23 protein-coding genes are annotated in these 21547 nt (G+C 76.4%); 17 read left to right on the top strand and 6 right to left on the bottom strand.

What is annotated here, in order from left to right:
* Positions 1 to 88 precede the first annotated feature (88 nt).
* A complete protein-coding gene (locus AC3WUG_RS02750) occupies positions 89 to 943 on the top strand; it encodes an aminotransferase class IV (protein WP_492326240.1) in 855 nt (284 codons plus the stop codon).
* A 10-nt stretch (positions 944 to 953) separates the two neighbouring features.
* Here AC3WUG_RS02750 and AC3WUG_RS02745 read toward each other — a convergent pair whose 3' ends face one another.
* Both AC3WUG_RS02745 and AC3WUG_RS02740 read right to left on the bottom strand, forming a co-directional pair.
* A complete protein-coding gene (locus AC3WUG_RS02745; protein ID WP_492326239.1) occupies positions 954 to 2114 on the bottom strand; it encodes a M20/M25/M40 family metallo-hydrolase in 1161 nt (386 codons plus the stop codon).
* A gap of 67 nt (positions 2115 to 2181) precedes the next feature.
* Positions 2182 to 3489, bottom strand: coding sequence for a sensor domain-containing phosphodiesterase (locus AC3WUG_RS02740; protein ID WP_492326238.1), 1308 nt, complete (start codon positions 3487 to 3489; stop codon positions 2182 to 2184).
* 120 nt (positions 3490 to 3609) lie between these two features.
* Between AC3WUG_RS02740 and AC3WUG_RS02735 the strand changes: the two genes are divergently transcribed.
* The 3 genes from AC3WUG_RS02735 (at position 3610) to AC3WUG_RS02725 (ending at position 6866) form a co-directional block, all read left to right on the top strand.
* The gene (locus tag AC3WUG_RS02735) at positions 3610 to 5484 is read left to right on the top strand and encodes a glycosyltransferase (protein ID WP_492326237.1); all 1875 of its coding nucleotides are present in this window, start codon (positions 3610 to 3612) and stop codon (positions 5482 to 5484) included.
* Positions 5429 to 6580 (top strand): hypothetical protein, encoded by a 1152-nt coding sequence (locus tag AC3WUG_RS02730; protein WP_492326236.1) that lies wholly within the window; start codon positions 5429 to 5431, stop codon positions 6578 to 6580. Before AC3WUG_RS02735 ends, AC3WUG_RS02730 begins: the two co-directional genes overlap by 56 nt.
* Before the next feature lie 76 nt (positions 6581 to 6656).
* On the top strand, positions 6657 to 6866 hold the full coding sequence (locus AC3WUG_RS02725) for a hypothetical protein (RefSeq protein ID WP_217615647.1): 210 nt from the start codon (positions 6657 to 6659) through the stop codon (positions 6864 to 6866).
* Positions 6867 to 6989: 123 nt separating this feature from the next.
* Here AC3WUG_RS02725 and AC3WUG_RS02720 read toward each other — a convergent pair whose 3' ends face one another.
* Positions 6990 to 7574: a Dps family protein gene (locus AC3WUG_RS02720; protein WP_218707492.1), complete on the bottom strand. Its 585-nt coding sequence runs from the start codon at positions 7572 to 7574 to the stop codon at positions 6990 to 6992.
* A 133-nt stretch (positions 7575 to 7707) separates the two neighbouring features.
* Positions 7708 to 8634: an ATP-dependent DNA ligase gene (locus AC3WUG_RS02715; protein ID WP_492326251.1), complete on the bottom strand. Its 927-nt coding sequence runs from the start codon at positions 8632 to 8634 to the stop codon at positions 7708 to 7710.
* 78 nt (positions 8635 to 8712) lie between these two features.
* On the opposite strand from AC3WUG_RS02715, the gene ku reads away from it, so the two are divergent.
* From ku to AC3WUG_RS02690, 5 genes are all read left to right on the top strand, one after another.
* Positions 8713 to 9738, top strand: coding sequence for a non-homologous end joining protein Ku (gene ku, locus AC3WUG_RS02710; protein ID WP_492326235.1), 1026 nt, complete (start codon positions 8713 to 8715; stop codon positions 9736 to 9738).
* A 48-nt stretch (positions 9739 to 9786) separates the two neighbouring features.
* Entirely contained in the window at positions 9787 to 10806 is a 1020-nt protein-coding gene (locus AC3WUG_RS02705) for a PHP domain-containing protein (protein ID WP_492326234.1), read from the top strand.
* A gap of 140 nt (positions 10807 to 10946) precedes the next feature.
* The gene (locus tag AC3WUG_RS02700) at positions 10947 to 11228 is read left to right on the top strand and encodes an HU family DNA-binding protein (RefSeq protein WP_147796772.1); all 282 of its coding nucleotides are present in this window, start codon (positions 10947 to 10949) and stop codon (positions 11226 to 11228) included.
* 146 nt (positions 11229 to 11374) lie between these two features.
* Positions 11375 to 11797: a Fur family transcriptional regulator gene (locus AC3WUG_RS02695; protein WP_492326233.1), complete on the top strand. Its 423-nt coding sequence runs from the start codon at positions 11375 to 11377 to the stop codon at positions 11795 to 11797.
* Positions 11798 to 11832: 35 nt separating this feature from the next.
* Complete coding sequence (locus tag AC3WUG_RS02690; RefSeq protein ID WP_492326232.1) at positions 11833 to 12888, top strand: threonine aldolase family protein; 1056 nt, start codon at positions 11833 to 11835, stop codon at positions 12886 to 12888.
* Between the two features lie 212 nt (positions 12889 to 13100).
* Here AC3WUG_RS02690 and AC3WUG_RS02685 read toward each other — a convergent pair whose 3' ends face one another.
* Together AC3WUG_RS02685 and AC3WUG_RS02680 are read right to left on the bottom strand one after the other, a co-directional pair.
* Positions 13101 to 15032, bottom strand: coding sequence for a DEAD/DEAH box helicase (locus AC3WUG_RS02685; protein ID WP_492326231.1), 1932 nt, complete (start codon positions 15030 to 15032; stop codon positions 13101 to 13103).
* 260 nt (positions 15033 to 15292) lie between these two features.
* Positions 15293 to 15709 (bottom strand): CoA-binding protein, encoded by a 417-nt coding sequence (locus tag AC3WUG_RS02680; protein ID WP_492326230.1) that lies wholly within the window; start codon positions 15707 to 15709, stop codon positions 15293 to 15295.
* A gap of 93 nt (positions 15710 to 15802) precedes the next feature.
* Here AC3WUG_RS02680 and clsA point away from each other — a divergent pair, with 93 nt between their 5' ends.
* The 8 genes from clsA (at position 15803) to AC3WUG_RS02640 (ending at position 21327) form a co-directional block, all read left to right on the top strand.
* A complete protein-coding gene (gene clsA / locus AC3WUG_RS02675; protein ID WP_492326229.1) occupies positions 15803 to 16453 on the top strand; it encodes a cardiolipin synthase ClsA in 651 nt (216 codons plus the stop codon).
* Positions 16454 to 16527: 74 nt separating this feature from the next.
* A complete protein-coding gene (locus AC3WUG_RS02670) occupies positions 16528 to 17406 on the top strand; it encodes a DUF881 domain-containing protein (RefSeq protein ID WP_492326228.1) in 879 nt (292 codons plus the stop codon).
* A gap of 1 nt (position 17407) precedes the next feature.
* Positions 17408 to 17740, top strand: a complete 333-nt coding sequence (locus AC3WUG_RS02665; RefSeq protein ID WP_147796766.1) for a small basic family protein — start codon at positions 17408 to 17410, stop codon at positions 17738 to 17740.
* A gap of 2 nt (positions 17741 to 17742) precedes the next feature.
* Entirely contained in the window at positions 17743 to 18528 is a 786-nt protein-coding gene (locus AC3WUG_RS02660; protein WP_492326227.1) for a DUF881 domain-containing protein, read from the top strand.
* A gap of 120 nt (positions 18529 to 18648) precedes the next feature.
* Complete coding sequence (locus AC3WUG_RS02655; RefSeq protein WP_492326226.1) at positions 18649 to 19164, top strand: FHA domain-containing protein; 516 nt, start codon at positions 18649 to 18651, stop codon at positions 19162 to 19164.
* Positions 19161 to 19970, top strand: coding sequence for a transcriptional regulator FtsR (gene ftsR / locus AC3WUG_RS02650; protein ID WP_492326225.1), 810 nt, complete (start codon positions 19161 to 19163; stop codon positions 19968 to 19970). The genes AC3WUG_RS02655 and ftsR overlap by 4 nt, the downstream gene beginning before the upstream one ends.
* A 56-nt stretch (positions 19971 to 20026) precedes the next feature.
* The gene (locus AC3WUG_RS02645; RefSeq protein WP_492326224.1) at positions 20027 to 20593 is read left to right on the top strand and encodes a bifunctional nuclease family protein; all 567 of its coding nucleotides are present in this window, start codon (positions 20027 to 20029) and stop codon (positions 20591 to 20593) included.
* A gap of 149 nt (positions 20594 to 20742) precedes the next feature.
* Positions 20743 to 21327, top strand: a complete 585-nt coding sequence (locus AC3WUG_RS02640; RefSeq protein WP_492326223.1) for a MerR family transcriptional regulator — start codon at positions 20743 to 20745, stop codon at positions 21325 to 21327.
* The last annotated feature ends 220 nt before the right edge of the window (positions 21328 to 21547 follow it).

The raw sequence follows: 21547 nt of genomic DNA, 5'->3' as shown, positions 1-21547 counted from the left end.
GCCCCACGGGCGCCGCCGCGCCGCGCGGCTAGGCTGCGGCGGGACGACCCGCGGTCCGGCGCGGGCGCGAGGACGGGGGAGCGCAGCGGTGGCGGACGTGACGTCGACGGTGTTCTGGGTCAACGGGCGCCTGGTGCCCGAGGCGGAGGCGACGACCTCGGCCCGGGACCACGGGTTCGTCGTGGGCGACGGGGTGTTCGAGGCGGTCAAGGTCGACCGCGGGCGGATCTTCGCGCTGTCCCGGCACGTCGCGCGCATGACGCGGTCCGCGGCGGGCATCGGGCTGCCGGGCTTCGACCCCGACCTCGTGCGGCGGGCGGCCCACGAGGTCGTCGAGGCGAACGCGGACCTGCTCACCAGCGCCTACGACCTGCTCCGGATCACGTTCACCGGCGGCCCGGGCGTGCTCGGCAGCGGCCGGGTCGACGGCCCCCCGACGCTGGTGCTCGGCGTCACCCCGGGCCACGACCCGGACCCGGCGACCGGCGTCATCACGGTGCCCTACCGGCGGAACGACGTCGGGGCGCTCACCGGGCTCAAGACCACCTCGTACGGCGAGAACGTCCTGGCGCTCGCCCGGGCGCGGGCCGCCGGCGCCAGCGAGGCGGTGTTCGCCAACACCCGCGGGCAGCTGTGCGAGGGCACGGGCACGAACGTGTTCGTGGTGCGGGACGGGGAGCTGCTGACGCCGCCGCTGGCCTCCGGCTGCCTGGCCGGGGTGACCCGCGCGCTGGTCCTCGAGTGGCACGGCGCGCGGGAGGTGGACCTGCCCTACGACGCGCTGACCACCTCGGACGAGGTGTTCCTCACGTCGACCGCGCGGGACGTGCAGGCGGTGGTCGCGGTCGACGGCGCGCCCGTGGGCGGCGGCGCGCCCGGGCCGGTGTCGCGCGAGGTCGCGCGGGTGTTCGCGGAGCGGCAGCTCCAGCACGTCGACCCCTGACGGGACCCGCTCAGACCCCGTGCAGCGTCGCGGCGAGCAGCACGGCGCGCGACGCCAGGGCGGGCAGCCGCACGTGCTCCGTGGCGGCGTGCGCCCCGCCGCCGCCCGGCCCGAAGCCGTCGAGCGTGGGCAGGCCCGCCGCCCCCGTGAGGTTCGTGTCCGCGGCCCCGGGCGCCGGCGCGCCCGTGACGTCCTGCCCGACCCGGGTCGCCGCCGCGGACACCGCCGCGAGCAGCCCCTGCGCCGCGGCCCCGGGCTCCCAGGCCGGCCGCCGGGACAGCACCTCCGCCCGGACGTCGGCGCCCGGGCGCACCGGGACGGGGTCCGTCAGGTGCGCCAGCACCTCGCGCTCGCTCGCCCGGGTGACGAACCGCAGGCCGAGGTCGGCGCGGGCGCGGTCCGCCACCACGTTGGTCCGGGTGCCGCCGGCCACGACGCCGACGTTCGCCAGCACCGAGGGGTGGTCGGCGAGGAACCGCCGCGCGGCGAGCAGCTGGTCGAGCAGCTCCTCGGTCGCCGACACGCCCCCGTCCGGGTCGACCGCGGCGTGCGCGGCGAGGCCGGTGACGTGCAGCCGGAGCCGGGTGGACCCGCGCCGAGCGGTCTTCAGCCCGCCGTGGGCGCCCGGCGCCTCCAGGCCGAGGGCGTAGGCGGCGCCGCGCGCGGCGTCCCGGACGAGGCCGGCGGTGGCGGGGGAGCCGATCTCCTCGTCGGGGGTGACCAGCAGCCGCACGGGCCGGTGCCCCAGCCCCGCGGTGCGGAGCAGCTCCGCCGCCGCCAGCGCGACGACGAGGCCGCCCTTCATGTCGTAGGTCCCCGGCCCGCGCAGCACGTCGCCGTCCCGCCGGACCGGGACCGCGCCGACGGCGTGCACGGTGTCGTGGTGCGCGAGCAGCAGCGCGGGGGCGTCCCCGGCGCGCGGCCCCCGGCCGGGGAGGTCGAGGACCACGGCGTCGCCCGACGCCGGGTCCGCGGTCGGCACCCGGCCGCCGCGGAACCCGGCCGCGCGGGCGTCCGCCACCACGAGGTCCGCCAGCGCGTCCAGCGCCGCGGCCGCCCCGGTCGGGGTCTCGAGGCGCACGTACCGCTCCAGGCGCCCGGCGTCCGCGGGCAGCCGGCGCCGGGCGGCCTCGTCGAGCCCGGCGAGGGCCGCGGCGTCGTCGCCTCTCATGCCCACCGAACCTAGGCCCGCCGCGCCCGCCCCGCCCGCGGGGCGCGCGCCGCGTCGGGCCGGCGCGTCAGGCCGGCGCGTCCGCGCGGAACCGCCGCAGGAGGCTCTGCGCCGCCTCGGCCACCAGCCCGTGGTCGTGCGTCACCGCGAAGGCGAACTCCCGCTCGTCGTCCTCCGGCGACCCCACGGGCGCGCCGAGGGCCGCCGAGTGCCGCGACCGCGGCCCGTCGATCTCGCGCCCCACCAGGGCCACCGACTCGTGCGCCCCGAGGACCACGACCGCCCACTCCTGGGCGAGCGGCGCGGCGGGGTCGAGCGGCGCCCACCGCACGTCCCGGGGCAGCTCGGCCGGCCGGCCGGTGCCGAGGGCCCCGACGAACGGCAGCACCTCCGCGAGCCGGCCGTAGCGCCGCGCCGACCGGCCGGTGAAGAACCGCTCGTCCTGGAACGCGCCGAGCACCACCGGGGGCACTCGGTGCGCCACGGCCGCGGCCTCGAGGGTGCGGGAGAGCGGGAGCAGCAGCCGCTTCGGCGCGAGCCGCACCGCCCGGCGCGTCCCGATGACCTCGAACGGCGTCGCGGCGCCCCCGAGCGGCGCGTGCGGGCGCGGGAGCCGCCCCGCGTGCCGCTCGCCCGCGGGCAGCGTCCGGTGCGGGCGCCCGAGGAACCAGCCCTGGCCGAGGTCGGCACCGAGCACGAGCGCGCGCGTCAGGTCGTCCTGGGTCTCGATGCCCTCGGCCACGACGCGCGCGCCGGTCGCCTCGGCGCGGGCGCGCACCGCGCCCGCGACCAGGATGGTCTCCGGGTCCTCCAGCGTGCGGAGCAGCTGCAGGTCCAGCTTGATGATCTCGGGCGCCAGCAGCGGGATGAACGCGAGGGACTCCGGCACCGCGCCGACGTCGTCGAGCGCGATGGCGCAGCCCGCCGCGCGCAGCCGGGCCGCCGCGTCGAGCATCCCGGCCGGGTCGAGGGCGAGCGCGCGCTCGGTGATCTCGACCACCACGCGCACCTGGGGCCCGCGGCGCGCGAGCGTCTCGAGCACCAGCGGCAGGTGCCGGGACAGCGTCCGGGGCTCGATGTTGAGGAACAGCGTGTGGGACGCGCCGCCCGCCGCGGCCTCGGCGTCCGCGAGCGCGCGGGACATCGCTGCCCGCTCGAGCTCGCCGAGCAGCCCGGCCTGCTCCGCGGCGTCCAGCACCTCCAGGGGCGACCGCCAGCCGGAGTCCGCGGGGGTCCGCAGCAGGGCCTCGCGGCCGAGCACCTCTCCGGTCGCGAGCTCGACGACCGGCTGGTAGGCGCAGTGCACCCCGCCGGTGCGGAGCAGCTCCGGCACGGGCAGCCGGCCGGGGTGCTCCGGGGCGGACAGGAGGGTCACCTCGTCCTGATCGGCAGGTGCGGGCCGATGTTGAAGGTCCTGGTCGTCGGCGTGTGCGGGGCGGCACCGGGCGCCGGCTCGGGCTAGCGTGGCGGCGGGTTCGGACGGGACGGGGGCGGCGTGGCGCGACATCAGCAGGACCGGCGGGTGGGGGACCACCTGGTCGACCGGGGCCTGGTCAGCAAGGCGACCCTGGACGCCGCGGAGCGGGTCGCCGCGGAGTCCGGCGCGTACATCGGCCAGGTGCTGATCGCGCTCGGCGCGCTCGACTCGGCCTCGCTGACCCGCGCGCTCGCCGACCTGTGGGGCCTGCCGTACGTCGTGCCCACCCGGATCACCGAGGCGCTCGACGCGGGCGGCGCCGACGTCGGGCGGGTGCTCGCGGAGCAGTGGCTGCCGCTGGAGCGCCGCGGCGACGGGACCCTGGTCGTCGCGGTGGTCGACGAGCCGACCCCCGAGCGCCGCGCCGCGATCGCCGGCGCCCTGGGCGAGGAGCCGTTCCTCGTGCTCGCCGACCGGTGGGACTTCCAGCAGGCCGTCCTCGACCGGTACGGGTCGGACCTGCGCGAGCGCGCGAGCCTCGGGCTCTGGGGCCGCTCCCCGGCCCAGTCGGCGCGCACCGTGCTGGTGCCGTGGCAGCGGGTCGCGCTGGTCGTCGCCCTGGTCGTCGTCGTGCTCGCGGCGGTCGCGGACCTGCGCGCGGTCGTCGTCACGCTGTCGGTGGTCGTCGGGCTGGCGTTCCTGGTCGGGACCGGGTTCAAGTTCTGGGCGTCGTTGCGCGGCGCGCGCATGGAGCACGTGACGCGCACCGACCCCGCCGAGCTGGCGGCCCTGCCCGACCACGAGCTGCCCCGGTACACGGTCCTGGTGCCCGTGTACAAGGAGGCGAACATCGTCGCCAACCTGATCGGCAACCTCGGCGCGCTGGACTACCCGGCGCACCTGCTCGAGGTGCTGATCCTGGTCGAGGAGGACGACGCCGAGACCCGCGCCGCCGCCGAGGCCGCGCACCCGCCGGCGCACTTCCGGTTCATCACCGTCCCCGCGGGCGCCCCGCAGACCAAGCCCAAGGCGTGCAACGTCGGCCTGGAGTTCGCGACCGGCGAGTACCTGGTGATCTACGACGCCGAGGACAAGCCCGAGCCGGACCAGCTGAAGAAGGCGGTGCTCGCGTTCCGGCAGGCGGGGGAGGAGCTGGTCTGCGTGCAGGCCGCGCTCAACTACTTCAACGCCGACGAGAACCCGCTGACCCGGATGTTCACGCTGGAGTACTCGTTCTGGTTCGACTACATGCTGCCCGGGCTCGAGTACGGGAAGCTCGCGATCCCGCTCGGCGGCACGTCGAACCACTTCCGGGTCAGCGGCCTGCGCCGGCTCGGCGGCTGGGACCCGTACAACGTCACGGAGGACGCCGACCTGGGCATCCGGGCATCGGCCGAGGGGCTGCGGGTCGGTGTCATCGACTCGACCACGTACGAGGAGGCCAACACCTCCTACCCGAACTTCGTGCGCCAGCGCTCCCGGTGGATCAAGGGCTACATGCAGACGACGCTCGTGCACCTGCGGCAGCCGTTCCGGCTGGTGCGGGTGGCGGGGCTCCGGCAGACGCTGTCGTTCCTGTTCCTGGTCGGCGGCACGCCCGCCACCTTCCTCGCGGTGCCGCTGCTGTACGCGGTGTTCCTCGCGTCGCTGCTCCTCGACCCGCAGCAGCTGTCGTTCCTGTTCCCCGGCTGGGTGCTCTGGCTGTCGCTGTTCAACCTGGGCGTCGGGAGCGCGCTCATGATCTACGTCTCGATGATGGGCGCCTTCAAGCGCCGCCGGTACGGCCTCGTGCTCTGGGGGCTGGCGAACCCGGCCTACTGGCTGCTGCACTCCGTCGCGGCGTACAAGGCGCTCTGGCAGCTCGTCACGAAGCCGCACTACTGGGAGAAGACCGCACATGGCCTCACTGGCGTCGCCGCTGCCGCGCACGTCCCCACGACGGTACGCGGCTGACACCTGGCCGGCCGGCCCCGCCGCCCGCTGGGGCCTGCGGGTCGCGCTGGCGCTGCCGTTCGTCGCGGTCGCGCTGCTGTCCCGGGCGGCCGGCTGGGTGCCCGCGGCGAACGAGGCCCTGGCGGACCGGGGCGCGCTCGTGCAGTGGGGCGACAGCGGGCTGTCCTGGATCGCGAGCGTGTTCCCGCCGCTGTCGGCCGCGCTGTCCGCCCTGCTCGGCGGCAGCACGCTGGCGATGAGCCTCCTGGCCGCCGCGGTGCTCGGCTTCACGCTGCAGCGGCTCGCGGCGGTGCTCGTCCGCGAGGGCCTGGGCCCGTGGGCGACCGCGGCGGTCGTCGGCACGCTGGTGCTGACCCCGCCCCTGTACTACCTGGCGTCGAACGACCTCGTGTCGCTGCTGGGCGTCGCGCTGCTGGTCCTCGCGCTGGACGGCATCGCGGCCTTCGTCGAGCAGCGCTCGACCGAGGCGGGCTTCCGCGCGGGGCTCGCGCTGGGCGTCGCCGTCATGCTCGACCCCGGCGCGTGGCTGTACGCGCTCACGCTCGCCGCCGTCGCGCCGTTCTTCGCGCGCCGCGCGGGCCGGTCGGGCCGGCGCGCGAACGAGGCGACGGTCGCGGTGCTGCTGTTCCCGGCCGTGGCGGCCGTCGGCTTCTGGCTGTACGCGTCGTGGTGGTTCTCGGCCGACCCGCTCGGGGGCATGGAGGCGGCGACGCCCGCCGGCTGGCTCCCGGGCGGCGCGGGCGCGTCGGCCGCCGAGGCGCTGCGGCAGATCGCGCTGGCCCTGCTGGCGGCGCCCCTGGTCCTGGTCGCGTCGACCGTGCGCGCGGTCCGGGACCCGTGGTCGCTCATCGCGCCGGGCATCGCCCTCGTGGGGCTGTACCTGTCGCTGTGGCTCGGGCTCCGCGAGGCCGCCGGCCAGACCTGGATCGTGCTGACCGCGCTGTACGTGCTGCTGCTCGCCCCGCGGAACCCCCGGCCACGGCGGCGGGTCGCGATCGTGGTGGCGGCCGTCGCGCAGGTCGCGATCGGCTGGTTGGTGGTGCTGACGTCGGGCGGGACGCTCGGCGTGTGGGCGCGGGCGGTGCTGGGGGGTTGACGGGCACGGCGCCGCGCCGCCGGCCGCCGCCCCGCCCGGGCTGGTGGCCTCCGCCCCGACGGGGTACAACCGAGACATGACGACCCGCCCCCGTGACCTCACCTCCGAGACCGCCGCGAACCACCGCGCCGAGGCCCTGCCGTCCGAGGCCGAGCTCCGCGCCACCGACGTCCGCTCCGGTGGCGACCCGGCCCGCGCGCCGCGCACCCTGCGGGACAGCGAGCTCCTCCCGGACGACGAGGCCATCGCGGCGTCGGACGACTGGGACGACCCCGAGCGTCTCTGACCCGCACCGGTCGGCGCCCGCGCCGGCCGCGCGCGCAGCACGAGGCCCCGGCCACCCCCTGGTGACCGGGGCCTCGGCGGTCCCGGGGGTCGGGCGGGCGAGGCCCTCCCGACCGGCGCGCCGTCAGACGGAGGACGGGTCCTTCGCGGCGGCGCCGGCCTCGGCGGCCGACTCCTGCTCGCCCTCGGCGTCCGCGGTGCTGAGCTCGCCGCCGGCGTTCTCCAGGTGCGCGCGGACGAACCAGTGGAACAGCTCGAGCTCGTGCAGGTGGCCGACCAGCAGGTCGTTCGTCACGGTGTCGAGGTCCTCGGTCGCGGCCGCGGCCTCGCGGTGGTCGGTGACGACGCCGACGTAGACCTCGTCGAGCGCGCCCAGGTGCTCGATCGCGCCGGCGCGGCCGATCGAGTAGTCGTCCCAGCTGCGGTCCTGCACCAGCGCGCCGGGGGTGCCCACGGGGGCGACACCGAGGGTCGCGATGCGCTCGGCGATCGCGTCCACCATGGCGCGGACGGCGTCGACCTGCGGGTCGATCATCTCGTGCACCGCGATGAAGTGCGGGCCGGTGACGTTCCAGTGGATGTGCTTGAGCGTGAGCGCCAGGTCGTTCAGCGCGTTGAGGCGCTGCTGGAGGATCGCGGCGATCGTGCGGCCGTCCTCGACGCTCAGCGACGGGACGGTGTACTTCGGCAGCTCCGTGCGGCGAACCATCAGTCTCCTCCTTGCGGTCCTCGGCGCCCGACGGCGCCGGCTGGCACCCACGCTGCCCCAACCTCAGGGGTCGCGCAATCGCAGGTGGGACGGGTGCGGGCGGCCGCGGCCGTCTCCGAGCGGGCGCGCGGGGTCACGCCTCCCAGGGGTCGGGCGCGGTGTCGTCCCGCCGCCCGCGGAGCACCGGCTGCCGCAGCCGCCCGGACGGCGTCCGGGTGAGGTAGCGGACGTCGAGCAGCACCTCGGGCTCGACCCACACCGTGCCGCGGGCGTCGACGGGCTCCAGCCGCTCCGCGAACGGCGACGTCGCCCGCTCGAGCGGGCGCAGGGCCGCGGTCAGGTCCCGGGCCAGCCCACCCGCCAGGCCGCTGCCGGCGCGGCACAGGAAGCGCAAGCCGCCGGCCGCGTCCGGGGCGCCGAGCAGCACCGCCCCCATCCGGCCGCTCCCGGTCGTCTCGGGGCGCCAGCCGCCGACCAGCGCCGTGCGGGTGGTGTGGTGCACCGCCTTGAGCCAGTCGCCGGACCGCCGGCCGGGCTGGTAGGTGGACGTGGCGCGCTTCGCCACCACGCCCTCCAGGCCCTGCGCGCGGGTCGCGGACCAGATCACGTCGCCGTCGGAGTACACCGGCGACAGCTGGACGTGCTCGGGCAGCGGCACCGACTCGAGAGCGGCGCGCCGCTCGTCGAACGGCCTGCGGGTGAGGTCCTCGCCCGCCAGGACCGGCACGTCGAACACGAGGTAGCTCACGGGGACCCGGTGGGCGAGGGCGGCGGCGCGCGCGGGGTCCCGGACGTGCATCCGCTCCGCCAGGGCCGGGAACGACGGCACCCCGTCCCGCATCGCGACCACCTCGCCGTCGAGCACGGTGCCCGGCGGCAGGTCCGCCAGCCCCGCGAGCTCGGGGTACGCCGGCGCGGCGTCCCGGCCGTTGCGGCCGAGCATCCGGAGGCGGTCTCCCGTGGTGTCGGCGAGGATGCGGACACCGTCCCACTTCACCTCGAACCGCCAGCCCGGACCTGCGGGCAGGCGGCCCGGGACGGGGACAGGGGTGGCGAGCATGGGCTGCACGGGTCCATCCTGCCCACAGGACGCGGAGTCGTCGCGGGGGAGTGCTCCGCGCCGGGGAGGGTGGTCACGATGCGCGCGATCTGGAAGGGCGCCGTCGCGTTCGGGCTGGTCAACGTGCCGGTCAAGCTGTACGCCGCCACGGGGGAGCACGAGGTGCCGCTGCACCAGGTGCACAAGAAGGACGGCGGCCGGATCCGGTACCGCAAGGTGTGCTCGATCGAGGACGAGCCGGTCGAGTACAGCGAGATCGCCAAGGGCTACGAGACCGACGACGGGCAGCTCGTGGTCCTCACCGACGAGGACCTCGACCGGCTGCCGCTCGCCACCGAGCGCGAGATCGAGGTCATCGAGTTCGTGCCCGCCGACCAGGTGGACCCGATCCTGCTCGCCAAGACCTACTACCTGGAGCCGGACCGCACGGCCGCGAAGCCGTACGCGCTGCTCCGCGAGGCGCTGACCAGCACCGACCGGATGGCCGTGGTCAAGGTCGCCCTGCGGCAGCGCGAGTCGATGGCGGTGCTCCGGGTGCGGGACGACGTGATCTGCCTGCAGACCCTGCTGTGGCCGGACGAGGTGCGCGAGGCGGACTTCCCGATCCTGGACCAGGACGTCACCGTGCGGCCGCAGGAGCTCGCGATGGCGTCGTCGCTCGTGGAGTCCCTGGCCGGCGACTTCGACCCGTCGGGCTTCGAGGACCGGTACCGCGCCGCGCTGGAGCAGGTGATCGAGGCGAAGGTGTCGTCGGGCCGGACGCAGGCGGTGCCGCAGGCCGAGGAGGTCGGCGAGGGCGGCCAGCCCGCGGGCGAGGTCGTCGACCTGCTGGCGGCGCTGCAGCGCAGCGTGGAGAAGGCGCGCGGCGGCGGGTCGGCGGGCAAGGACGCCGACGCGGCGGCCGACGAGAAGCCCGCGACGAAGGCGCCGGCGCGGCGGTCCCGGGCGAAGGCCGCGGACGCCGACGACGACGCCGAGGAGAAGCCCGCCCGGAAGCCGGCCTCGACCCGGTCCCGCGCGAAGAAGGCCGACGACGAGAAGCCGGCCGCGGACAAGGCGACCGACGAGAAGCCCGCGCGCACCCGGCGCAAGCGGGCGTCCTGACGCGTGGCGAGCGCACCCGGGGACGCCGCGTCCGTGCACGATGCCGTCGTGGGCGCGCTGCGGCGCGCGGCGTTCCTGCTCGAGCGCGGCGGGGCCACCTCGTACCGCGCGGACGCGTTCCGGGCCGCCGTCCGGTCGCTCGAGCGCACGGGCCCCGACGAGGTCCGGGCGCGGCTCGCCGCGGGCACGCTGACCGACCTGCCGGGCGTGGGCGCCCGCACCGCCGAGGTGGCCGCGGACGCCGCGGCGGGCGGACCGGTGCCGTATCTGCTGGACCTGGAGCAGAAGTACCCCGCGGCCGAGCCGACCGGGGACGGCGCCGCGCTCCGGGCGGCCCTGCGCGGCGACCTGCACGCGCACACCGAGGCCAGCGACGGCTCGACCACCGCGCAGGAGATGGTGCTGGCCGCGATGGAGCTCGGGCACGAGTACCTGGCGATCACGGACCACTCGCCCCGGCTCACCGTGGCGAACGGCCTGTCGCCCGCGCGGCTGCGTGCCCAGATCGAGCAGATCGAGGCGCTCAACCGGGCGATCGCGCCGTTCCGGGTGCTCACCGGCATCGAGGTCGACATCCTCGACGACGGCTCGATCGACCAGGAGCCCGAGCTGCTGGACCGGCTCGACGTCGTCGTGGCGTCGGTGCACTCGAAGCTCCGGATGGACGCCGCGGCGATGACCCGGCGGATGCGCGCGGCCGTCGCGAACCCGCGGGTCGACGTGCTCGGGCACTGCACCGGGCGGCAGCTCACCGGGAAGCGGCAGCGGCCGCAGAGCGAGTTCGACGCGGCCGCCGTGTTCGCCGACTGCGCCGAGCACGGGGTGGCCGTCGAGGTGAACTGCCGGCCCGACCGGCTCGACCCGCCGCACGCGCTGCTGGACGTCGCGGTCGACGCCGGCTGCCTGTTCACGATCGACACCGACGCGCACGCGCCGGGGCAGCTGTCCTGGCAGCCGGTGGGCTGCGACCGGGCCGCCGCGCACGGCATCGGGCCCGACCGGGTGCTCGACGCGTGGCCCCTGGACCGCCTCCTGGGGCACCTCGCGGGCCGGGACGTCGCTGCCTGAGCGACACACCGCCCGCGTGGCGATGCGGAGAAGCGCCCTGCCTGCCGTTATGGTCGTCCGCGTCGGTCCGCCGGAAGCTGACGCCCCACGCAGGCGCCGAGCGGCCCGCGCACCCAGTTCGAACACATAGGAGCACATCCGTGAGCGTGAACCGCACCGAGCTCGTCCAGGCCATCGCCGCCAAGGCCGGGCTCACCAACACCGCTGCCGACGCGGCCCTCAAGGCCTTCCAGGAGGTCCTGGTCGAGCAGCTCAGCGCCGGCGAGTCCGTGACCATCCCGGGTCTGCTCGCGGTGTCCCGTGCCGACCGTGCCGCGCGCACCGGCATCAACCCGCAGACCGGCGAGAAGCTGGACATCCCGGCCGGCTTCCGCGTGAAGCTGACCGCCGGCAGCGCCCTCAAGCGCGCCGTCGCCAACTGAGCGACCCCGCACCACCGCACGCGAGCCGGGGACCCGTCGGGTCCCCGGCTCGCGGCGCGCCCGGGAACGGATCACGTGCCCGCGGGCGTTGAGTAGCATGGTCGGCCGTCCCGCCGAGGGACGCCCGGAGGAGGGAGCACGCACCGATGGCCGTCACGCAGCGCACCACGAAGCAGCGCACCGAGATCCTGGGGCTGCTCGACGACCTCGACGAGTTCCGCTCCGCGCAGCAGCTGCACTACCTGCTGCGGTCCCAGGGCTCCACCACGGGGCTCGCGACCGTGTACCGCGCCGTCCAGACCCTCGCCGACGCCGGCGAGGTCGACGTGCTGCGCTCGCCCGACGGCGAGTCCGTGTACCGCCGGTGCGTCCGGCGCAGCCACCACCACCACCTGGTGTGCCGGTCCTGCGGCAAGGCGGTCGAGATCGACGGGCCCGGCGCCGAGGCGTGGGCCGAGCAGGTGGGCGCCGCCCACGACTTCTCCGACGTCGAGCACACGATCGAGCTGCTCGGCACCTGCGCCGAGTGCCGCGCGCGGCTCGCGGCCGAGGCGGCGGCGACGCGCTGACCGGCGCACCTCCCCGCGTGGGGGAGGATGGGCAGGTGGACAGACTGCACGACCCCGCCCGGCACGACTTCGCCTCCGACAACTACGCGGGGGTGCACCCCGAGGTCCTCGCGGCCCTCGCCGCCGCCAACGACGGGCACGTCCCGGGCTACGGCGCCGACCCGTACACCGAGCACCTGCAGGAGGTGCTGCGCGGCCACTTCGGCGCCGACGCGACCGGGTACCCGGTGTTCAACGGCACCGGCGCGAACGTCGTGGCCCTGCAGACGATGCTGCCCCGCTGGGGCGCCGTCATCTGCGCCGAGACCGCCCACATCAACACGGACGAGAACGCCGCCCCCGAGCGGGTCGGCGGGATCAAGCTGCTGACGGTGCCCACCCCCGACGGCAAGCTCACCCCGGAGCTCGTCGACCGGCACGCGCACGGCTTCGGCGACCAGCACCGCGCCCAGCCCGGCGTCGTCTCGATCACCCAGGCCACCGAGCTCGGCACCGTGTACACGCCGGACGAGATCCTCGCGATCAGCACGCACGCGCACGCCCTCGGCCTGCGGGTGCACCTGGACGGCTCCCGGCTCGGCAACGCCGCCGCGGCCCTGGACCTGCCGATGCGCGCGCTGACCACCGACGTCGGCGTCGACGTCGTGTCCCTCGGCGGCACCAAGAACGGCATCCTGTTCGGCGAGGCGGTCCTGGAGCTGACCCCCGGGTCGACGCCGGGCATCGCGTTCCAGCGCAAGGTCGACATGCAGCTCGCGTCCAAGATGCGGTTCGTCTCGGCGCAGCTGGTCGCGCTGTACGAGGGCGACCTGTGGCTGCGCTCCGCGCGGCACGCCAACGCCATGGCGCAGCGGCTGCGGGCCGGCGTCGAGGCGGTCCCGGGCGTGCGGGTCACGCAGGCCACGGATGCCAACGCGGTGTTCGCGGCGCTGCCGCCCGGCGTGGCCGACGCGCTGCGCGAGGTGCGGCGGTTCTACGACTGGAACCGCGCCACCGGCGAGGTCCGCTGGATGTGCGCGTTCGACACCACCGAGGCGGACGTCGACGAGTTCGTCGCGGCGGTCGGCCGCGCGGCGTCCGCGGCGGCCTGACCCGCACGTCTCGGGCCGCCGCCCGCGCTCAAGGCCGGGACGCGCCCGCGCCGAGATAGGACGTGCGCGTCGAGATAGGACCGCAGACGGCCCTATCTCGCCGGGGCGGTCCTATCTCGGCGCTGGGGCGCGGGTGGCGTCGGGTGTCCGGCGGGCGCGACACGTGGAAGGGGCCCGGCACCGTGATCGGTGCCGGGCCCCTTCGCGCGCCGTCAGCGCGGGGTGGTCGAGCGGCGCGGTCGCGCGTCCCGGCCGCCGTCGCGCGAGCCGTAGCCGCCCTCGCGGGAGCCGTGGCCGCCGTCGCGGGAGCCGTAGCCGCCCTCGCGCGAGCCGTAGCCGCCCTCGCGGGCGCCGTCCCGGCCGGTGCGCGGGCCGTGGTGCGCCGGGCCGCGGGAGGCGCCGCGGTCCGGGCGGCTCGCGGCGCGCGGGCCCTCGTCGACGCGGATGCGCAGCGGGCGGCCGGCGACGCGGGCGCGGCCGATGCGGTCGAAGGCCTCGGGGGACAGGCCCGCGGGGATCTCGACCAGGGAGAACGTCGAGAAGATGTCGATCTTCCCGAGGTCCTTGCCGGTGAGGCCGCCCTCGTTGGTCAGCGCCCCGACGATGCCGCCGGGCTGGACGCCGTCCTTCGAGCCGACCGCGAGGCGGTAGCGCGGGCCGCCGCTGCTCGGGCGGGCCGAGCTGCGCGGGCGGCCGCCGTCCGCGCCGTCCCGGCGGGGGCCGCCGCGCTCCGGCGCGAGGTGCGCGCGGGACAGCGCGTCGTCCAGGTCGTCGCCCTCGGTCGGACGCGGCGCGGGGCCCTCGTCGCCGACGGCCAGGGCGGCGAGCACGGCGACGAGGTCGCTCGCGTCGACGTCCGGGTGCGCGGCCAGGAACTCCGCGGCGGCGGTGCGGTACAGGTCCAGGCGGCCGACCTCGCGGCGGGCGGGCACCCGGGCGAGCAGGGCGGCGACGCGGTGCGCCGACACGTCCGCCGGCGACGGGATCTGGATCTGCTCGAGCTGCTGGCGGGTGGTCCGCTCGATCGCCCGGAGCTTGCCGTTCTCGTTCGGGGTGACGAAGGTCAGCGCCTCGCCGGTGCGGCCCGCGCGGCCGGTGCGGCCGATGCGGTGCACGTAGGCCTCGGGCTCGCCCGGGACGTCGAAGTTCACGACGAGCCCGATGCGGTCGATGTCGAGGCCGCGCGCCGCGACGTCGGTCGCCACGAGGACGTTGATCGCGCCGGACCGGACGCGCTCCACGATCTTCTCCCGGTCGCCCTGCGCCACGTCGCCCGAGATGTAGGCGGCGGCGACGCCCCGCTCGACGAGCGAGACGGCGACGTCCTCGGCGGCGCTGCGGGTGCGGACGAACACGATCGCCGCGTCGGCGTCGGACACCGCGAGCACGCGGGCCAGGGCGCCGGCCTTGTGCCGGAACGGCACGACCGCGTAGGTCTGCCGGACGCTCGACACGGTCGACGACTGCCGGGCGACGGTGATCTCGACCGGGTCGGTGAGGTGCTGCGCGGCGACGCGGCGGATGGCCGGCGGCATGGTCGCGGAGAACAGGGCGACCTGCTTGGACGCGGGGGTGGCGGAGGCGATCCGGTCGACGTCGTCGACGAAGCCCATCCGGAGCATCTCGTCGGCCTCGTCCAGCGCGAGGAACCGCACGGAGTCGAGCTTCAGCGAGCCGCGGTCGAGGTGGTCGATGACGCGGCCGGGCGTGCCGACGACGACCTGGGCGCCGCCGCGCAGCGCGCGCTGCTGCGGCAGGTACGGCGAGCCGCCGTAGACCGGGACGACCTCGAGCCCGGGCATCTTCGAGGCGAAGGACTCCAGCGCCTCGGCGACCTGCATGGCGAGCTCGCGCGTCGGCGCCAGGACGATCGCCTGCACCTCGCGGAGCTCCGGGTCGACGGCGGCGAGCAGCGGCAGGCCGAACGCGGCGGTCTTGCCGGTGCCGGTCTGGGCGACGCCGGTGATGTCGCGGCCGGCGAGCAGCGCCGGGATGGCCTCCGCCTGGATCGCGGTGGGCGTGGTGAAGCCGAGGCCCAGGACCGCCTCGCGCAGCGGCGCGGGCAGGTCGAGGTCGGCGAAGGTGGGGCCGGTCACGACGGTCTCGTCGGACGCGGGCAGGGCAGGGTCGAGGAGGGACGTCAAGGCAGCACCGTTTCGTGTCGCTGGGGGGAGCTGTGCGCCGCCCGGGTTCCGGTCGGCCACGCGGTCGCACTCCCACACCCACACATCACGAGGCCGCCACGTCAGGAGAGGGGGGCCTCGGCACGCACATCACGGGACACTGCGACGAACTCCGAGTGCGACCAGTCTACCGGCACGGGCCGCCGGACGCGGGGGAGCGGCGCGGTGACCTCCGGCACAGCGGCCGCAGCCTGCCGCCCGACGCCGCCCCGCCGCCCGCCTCAGCCCAGCCCGAGGCGGCGGCCCTCGATCGCCGGGCAGGTGTCCATCACGACGTCGAGCCCGGCGGCCCGCGCGCGCGCCGCCGCCGCCTCGTCCACCACGCCGAGCTGCAGCCAGACCGCGCGCGCCCCGACCGCGATCGCCTCGTCCACGACGGCGCCCGCGAGCCCCGAGTTCACGAACACGTCGACCACGTCGACCGGCCCGTCGACCTCGGCCAGGGTGCGCACGCCGGCGGCGCCGTGCACCGTCTCCGCCCGCGGGTGCACGGGGACGATCGTCTGCCCGAGCTCCTGCAGGTAGGCCGCCACCCCGTACGCCGCGCGCGCCCGGTTGGTGGACAGCCCCACGACCGCCCAGGTGGCGGGCGTGCGGAGCAGGCGGTCGATGACGGCGGGGTCGTTGACGTGGGCCATGCGGCCAGCGAACCACGGCCGGACGGCGGCCGCGCGGGACCCGACGCGGCCGAGGGGCCGAGGTGGCCGGAGAGCGGTCCCCACCTGCGTAGGATGAGCGGCGTCGATCAGGGCGTACGAGGCGGGAGAGCTGTGGCGGAGCGGGACGTGGTGAGCGACCGCGTCCTCACCGTGCCGAACGTCATCAGCCTGATCCGGCTGCTGATGGTGCCGGTGTTCGCGGTGCTGATCGTCTACGGGCACGACGGCTGGGCCCTGCTGGTCCTCGCGGTGTCCGGTGCCAGCGACTGGCTCGACGGCGTGCTGGCGCGCCGCCTCGGGCAGGTGTCGCGCCTCGGCCAGGTCCTGGACCCGGCCGCCGACCGGCTGTTCATCTTCGTGACGCTGCTCGGCCTCGCCGCCCGCGGCGTCGTGCCGTGGTGGCTCGTCGTCGTGCTGCTGGCCCGCGAGGCGATGCTGGTCGTCATGCTGGTGGTGCTCGCGCGGCACGGCTACGGGCCGCTCCAGGTGCACCTGGCGGGCAAGGCCGGCACGTTCGCGCTGCTGTACGCGTTCCCGCTGCTGCTGCTCGCGCACTGGGGCGGCATCGTCGGCGACCTGGCGTCCGTGCTCGGCTGGGCCTGCGCGTGGTGGGGCGTCGCCCTGTACTGGTTCGCCGGCCTGCTGTACGTGCGCCAGGCGTGGCAGCTCGTCGGCCGGCGCGGCGGCGCGGACGCGGGTGAGGCCCGCACGGTGGCCGTGTGACGGACCCCCGCCCGGGGGACGGACCCGGCCGCGGTCCCGCGGGGGGCCCGGCGCGGCGGCGTCCGGACGCCTCGATGTCGCTGCTGACCGAGGTCACCCAGCACCCGCTGGACCCCGAGTACCGCGAGGCGGCCGAGCGGCGCGCCGCGGCCGGGAAGTCGCGGCGCCGGGGCGGGCGAGGCACCGTCGCGGTGGCCGTGCTCGCGGTCGCGCTGGGCGCGGCGACCACCTGGTCCGTGCTCGCGCTGCGCGCGCCGCAGCCGTCCGCGATCGCCGCGCGCGAGGTGCTGGCCGGCCAGATCACCGAGCGCAGCGCCGAGCTCGACCGGCTGCGCGACCGCAGCGCCGCGCTGTCCGACGAGATCGCCGTGCTCCAGGAGCAGGCGCTGTCCGGCGCCGACTCGCCGCTGCTCGACCGGCTGGCGGTCGACTCGGTGGCGTCCGGCGCGACGGCCGTCACCGGAGACGGGCTGCGGATCACCCTGCAGGACGCCGACACCGACGAGGACGACCCGAACGGCCGGGTCCGCGACTCCGACCTGCAGCTCGTGGTCAACGGGCTCTGGGCCTCAGGGGCGGAGGCGGTCGCCGTGAACGGCGAGCGGCTGGGGCCCACGACGGCGATCCGCACGGCCGGCGACGCGATCCTGGTGGACGTCGTGCCGCTGGTGGGGCCGTACGCGATCGAGGCGATCGGCGTCCCGCAGGGGATGCAGACCGGGCTGGCCCGCACGTCGGGCGGCCAGCTGCTCGCCGTCCTGCAGTCGACGTACGGGATCCCGACGCGGGTGTCGTCGCAGCGCGACCTGCACCTGCCCGCGGCCGGCACCGTGACGCTGCGGTCGGCCGAGCTGCCGGAGGGCGTCCCCGTCCTGCCCGGCACGACGCCGGGTCCCGCGGGTTTGACCGCGCCGTCGGGCACACTGTCCGGGGACGAGAACGAGGGGGACTGAGTTGATCGCGGTGATCGGCCTGATCGTCGGCGTGGTGGCGGGCCTGGTGCTCGAGCCCACGGTGCCGGCGGCGCTGCAGCCCTACCTGCCGATCGCGGTGGTGGCGGCGCTGGACGCGCTGTTCGGCGGGTTCCGCGCGGTGCTCGACGGGCTGTTCGACGACCGGGTGTTCCTGGTGTCGTTCCTGTCGAACGTCGTCGTGGCGGCGCTGATCGTGTTCCTGGGCGACCAGCTCGGCGTGGGCTCGCAGCTGTCGACCGGCGTGGTGGTCGTCCTCGGCATCCGGATCTTCTCCAACGTGGCCGCGATCCGACGGCACCTGTTCAAGGCGTGAGCGTGCCCGAGCAGCCCGAGCAGCCCGCCCGGCCCGAGCCCGCCGCCGCGCCGGGGCCCGGTCCCGTGCGCGGCTGGCGCGCGCTCGGCCGCGCCCTGCGTCCCCGGGCCACCCGCGCCCAGGCCCTGACCGGCGTCCTGTGCGTGCTCCTCGGCTTCGCGATCGCCGTGCAGGTGCGGCAGACCGACACCGAGAGCCTCACGGTGATGCGCGAGTCGGAGCTGGTGTCGCTGCTCGACCAGACGACGCGCCAGGCCGACGACCTCCAGCAGCAGGTGGCCGAGCTCGAGCGCACCCGCACCGAGCTGCAGTCCGCGGGCTCGAGCCGCGAGGCGGCGCTCGAGGCGGCCACCCGCAGCGCGGCCGCGCAGGGCATCCTGTCCGGCCGGCTCCCGGCCGAGGGGCCGGGGGTCACGGTGACGGTGTCCGACCCGACGCGGTCGGTGTCGGCGCTGACCCTGCTGAACCTCCTCGAGGAGCTGCGCAACTCGGGCGCCGAGGCGATCCAGCTGAACGACCAGCGCCTCACCGCGTCGTCCTACGTGCTCGGGACGGACGACGGCATCGAGGTCGACGGCGCGCCGGTGTCGCCGCCGTACCGGTGGGTCGCGATCGGCGATCCCGGCACGATGTCGACGGCCCTGGCGATCCCGGGCGGCGCGGTCGCCAAGGTGCAGATCGACGGCGGCACGGCGACCGTGTCGACCGAGGACCGCGTCGAGGTCACCGCCACCCGGGACGTGCCCGACCCGCAGTACGCCGAGCCGGAGACCTCCGGCGGCGGGTGACACCACCCCGGCGCGCGCGACACCCGGTCGGCGGGGTGTGCTCAGGTCCTCCGGGCGCTTAGGCTGTCGGGGACCCCGGTGCAGGTCGGGGGCGCGCGTCAGCAGGTCTGGGAGGGTGTCATGAGCGACGAGCAGCAGGTGCCGGGCGGCGAGCCGCGTCCGGCCGCGCCCGACGGGGCGCCCATCTCGGCGGCTCCCGACACCACGATCAGCTTCGGCTCGCTGGGCGCGATCGACGTCGACCCGGCGGGCCCCGTCGGCCTCACCGCGGAGCAGGCGGCGGCGGTCCAGGCGCTGCCGCGCACCTCGGCGCTGCTCGTCATGCAGCGCGGGCCGAGCTCCGGCGCGCGGTTCCTGCTGGACGCCGACCGCACGGTCGCGGGCCGCAGCCCGAACGCGGACATCTTCCTGGACGACGTCACCGTGTCCCGCAAGCACGCCGAGTTCGTGCGCGAGCTCGACGACTTCGTCGTCCGCGACGTCGGCTCCCTCAACGGCACGTACGTGAACCGGGAGCGGATCGACTCCGCGGTGCTGCGCGCCGGCGACGAGGTGCAGATCGGCAAGTTCCGGATGACCTTCCACCCGAGCCCCGCCGCGCGGTCCGGCGCCCAGCCCGCCGGCCCCGCGCAGTGAGCGCCGCCCGGTCCGCCCGGCACGCGGGCGCGGGCCCGGACGTCGCCGGCGCAGCCACGCGCCCGGCCGCGCCCGACGAGGCGCCCGGGCGTCAGGACGCGCCCGGCCCGTGGCCGCGCGGGCTGTCCCGCGAGGCCAGCATGCGGATCTCGGACGTGCTCGCCGCGCTGCGGATCGAGTTCCCCGCGGTCACCAACTCCAAGCTCCGGTTCCTCGAGGAGCAGGGCCTGGTCGAGCCGGTGCGCACGCCCGCCGGCTACCGGCAGTACAGCCCCGCGGACCTCGAGCGGCTCCGGTACGTGCTGCGCGAGCAGCGGGACCGCTACGTGCCGCTCAAGGTGATCGGCGAGCGCCTGGCCGCGCTCGACGCGGGCGACGAGTCCGAGCCCGTCTCGCTCGTGGTGACCGAGGACGGCGTGCCGCGCTCGGGCGCGACCGACGCGCGGTACACCACCGCCGCCCTGGCCCGCGAGGCGGGCGTCGACGAGCAGCTCGTCGCCGACCTGGTCCAGGCCGGGGTGCTGCGCCCGTCGGCGTCCGGCCACCTGGACGCGTGGGCCAAGGAGGTCGTGCTGGCCGCGGCCGCGCTCGCCGAGCACGGGCTGGAGGCGCGGCACCTGCGGGCGTTCCGCAGCGCGGCCGACCGGCAGCTGGACATGGTCGAGGCCGTGGTCGCGCCGTGGCGGGGGCAGACGTCGGCGTCGGCGCGGGGCCGCGCGAGCACCGTGGCCGCCGAGGTGGGCGAGCTGTGCGCCCGGCTGAACACCGCGCTGGTGCGCGCGGGCGTCGCCGACCTGGCGCCCTGACGCCGCGGGTCCGCGCGCCCGGTGCGCTCTCCGACGGCGCGTCGTAGCGTGGACGCATGCACGAGGACGACCTGGTCCAGCTCGAGGTGCTCGGCGTGCGTCGTCACCCGGGCGACGACGAGCTCGTCGTGCTGCTGCTCGAGCCCGTGGGCGAGCTGATCGTGCCGATCGCGATCGGGCCGACCGAGGCCGGGGCGATCGCGACCGCGCAGGCCGGCGTCGTCCCGCCCCGGCCGATGACGCACGACCTGCTCCGGGACGTGCTGATCGCGCTGGGCACCCGCGTGGTCCAGGTGGAGATCACGGAGCTGGTCGGCGGCGTGTTCCACGCGGCGCTGGTGCTGGGGGAGCGGCGGGTGCGCGTGGACGCCCGCGCCTCGGACGCGATCGCGCTGGCGGTGCGGGTGGGCTGCCCGGTGCTCTGCGCGACCGACGTGCTCGCCGAGGTCGGCGTGGAGGCCGCACCCGTGTCCCCGGAGGAGGCGGACGAGGCCGCCGCGAGCACCACGCCGGACGAGCAGGTGGCGCAGTTCCGGGAGTTCTTGGACAACGTCTCGCCCGACGACTTCGAGCGCGGCGAGCCCGGCGGGAAGGACCGAGGTTCAACCTCAGGTGGAGGGTAAGACACGCCGTGCGCGACACGCCGAGAGGCGCGGGCGTGGCGGTCGTTGACCGCCCCAGGCGGCGGCCCTAGCGTTGCACCCAGAACAGCACAGCACTGCATCTCCCGACACGCCGCCCCGGCGCGCGGGCGCGACGAGTGGAGGACCCCGTGACCGGCACCGAGCAGACAGCGGAGGCGGCAGGCGCCGTCCCGCAGCGGGCGCAGGGACTCCTGTTCGGCGACGACCTCCCGGACCTCGACACCACCACCGGCTACCGCGGCCCGACCGCCTGCCGCGCGGCCGGCATCACGTACCGCCAGCTCGACTACTGGGCCCGCACCGGGCTCGTCGAGCCGTCCGTCCGCCCGGCCACCGGGTCCGGCACGCAGCGGCTGTACTCGTTCCGCGACATCCTGGTGCTCAAGGTCGTCAAGCGGCTGCTCGACACCGGCGTCTCGCTGCAGCAGATCCGCGCCGCGGTCGGCCACCTGCGCGAGCGCGGCGTCGACGACCTCGCCCAGATCACGCTCATGTCCGACGGCGCGAGCGTCTACGAGTGCACCTCCGCCGACGAGGTCATCGACCTGGTCCAGGGCGGCCAGGGCGTGTTCGGCATCGCGGTCGGCCGGGTGTGGCGCGAGGTCGAGGGCACGCTCGCCGAGCTGCCGACCGAGCGCGCCGAGGACGAGGGCGTCGCCGCCCACGCGCACGACGAGCTCGCGGAGCGGCGCCGGGCGCGCACCGCCGGCTGACCCCCGCGCACGACACCGGGACGGCCCGGACCCCACGGGGGTCCGGGCCGTCCTGCGTCCGGGGCGCCGCCGTCCCGGGGCCCCGGCCGCGCCACGCCTTGAGAGTGGAACGTGGTGACCGACACGCCGTCGGCGCTGTCTCTTATACCCATCTCCGAGCCCCCGAAACATGGCGCCTGATCTGGGGGGGGGGTGTTTGTGGTGAGGGGGAGGGGGGGGG

The organism is Cellulomonas sp. EB106-03-03-XG116 (assembly GCF_058792015.1).
The sequence above is the reverse complement of the archived record's forward strand: the minus strand, read 5'-3'. Positions and strand labels throughout refer to the sequence as shown.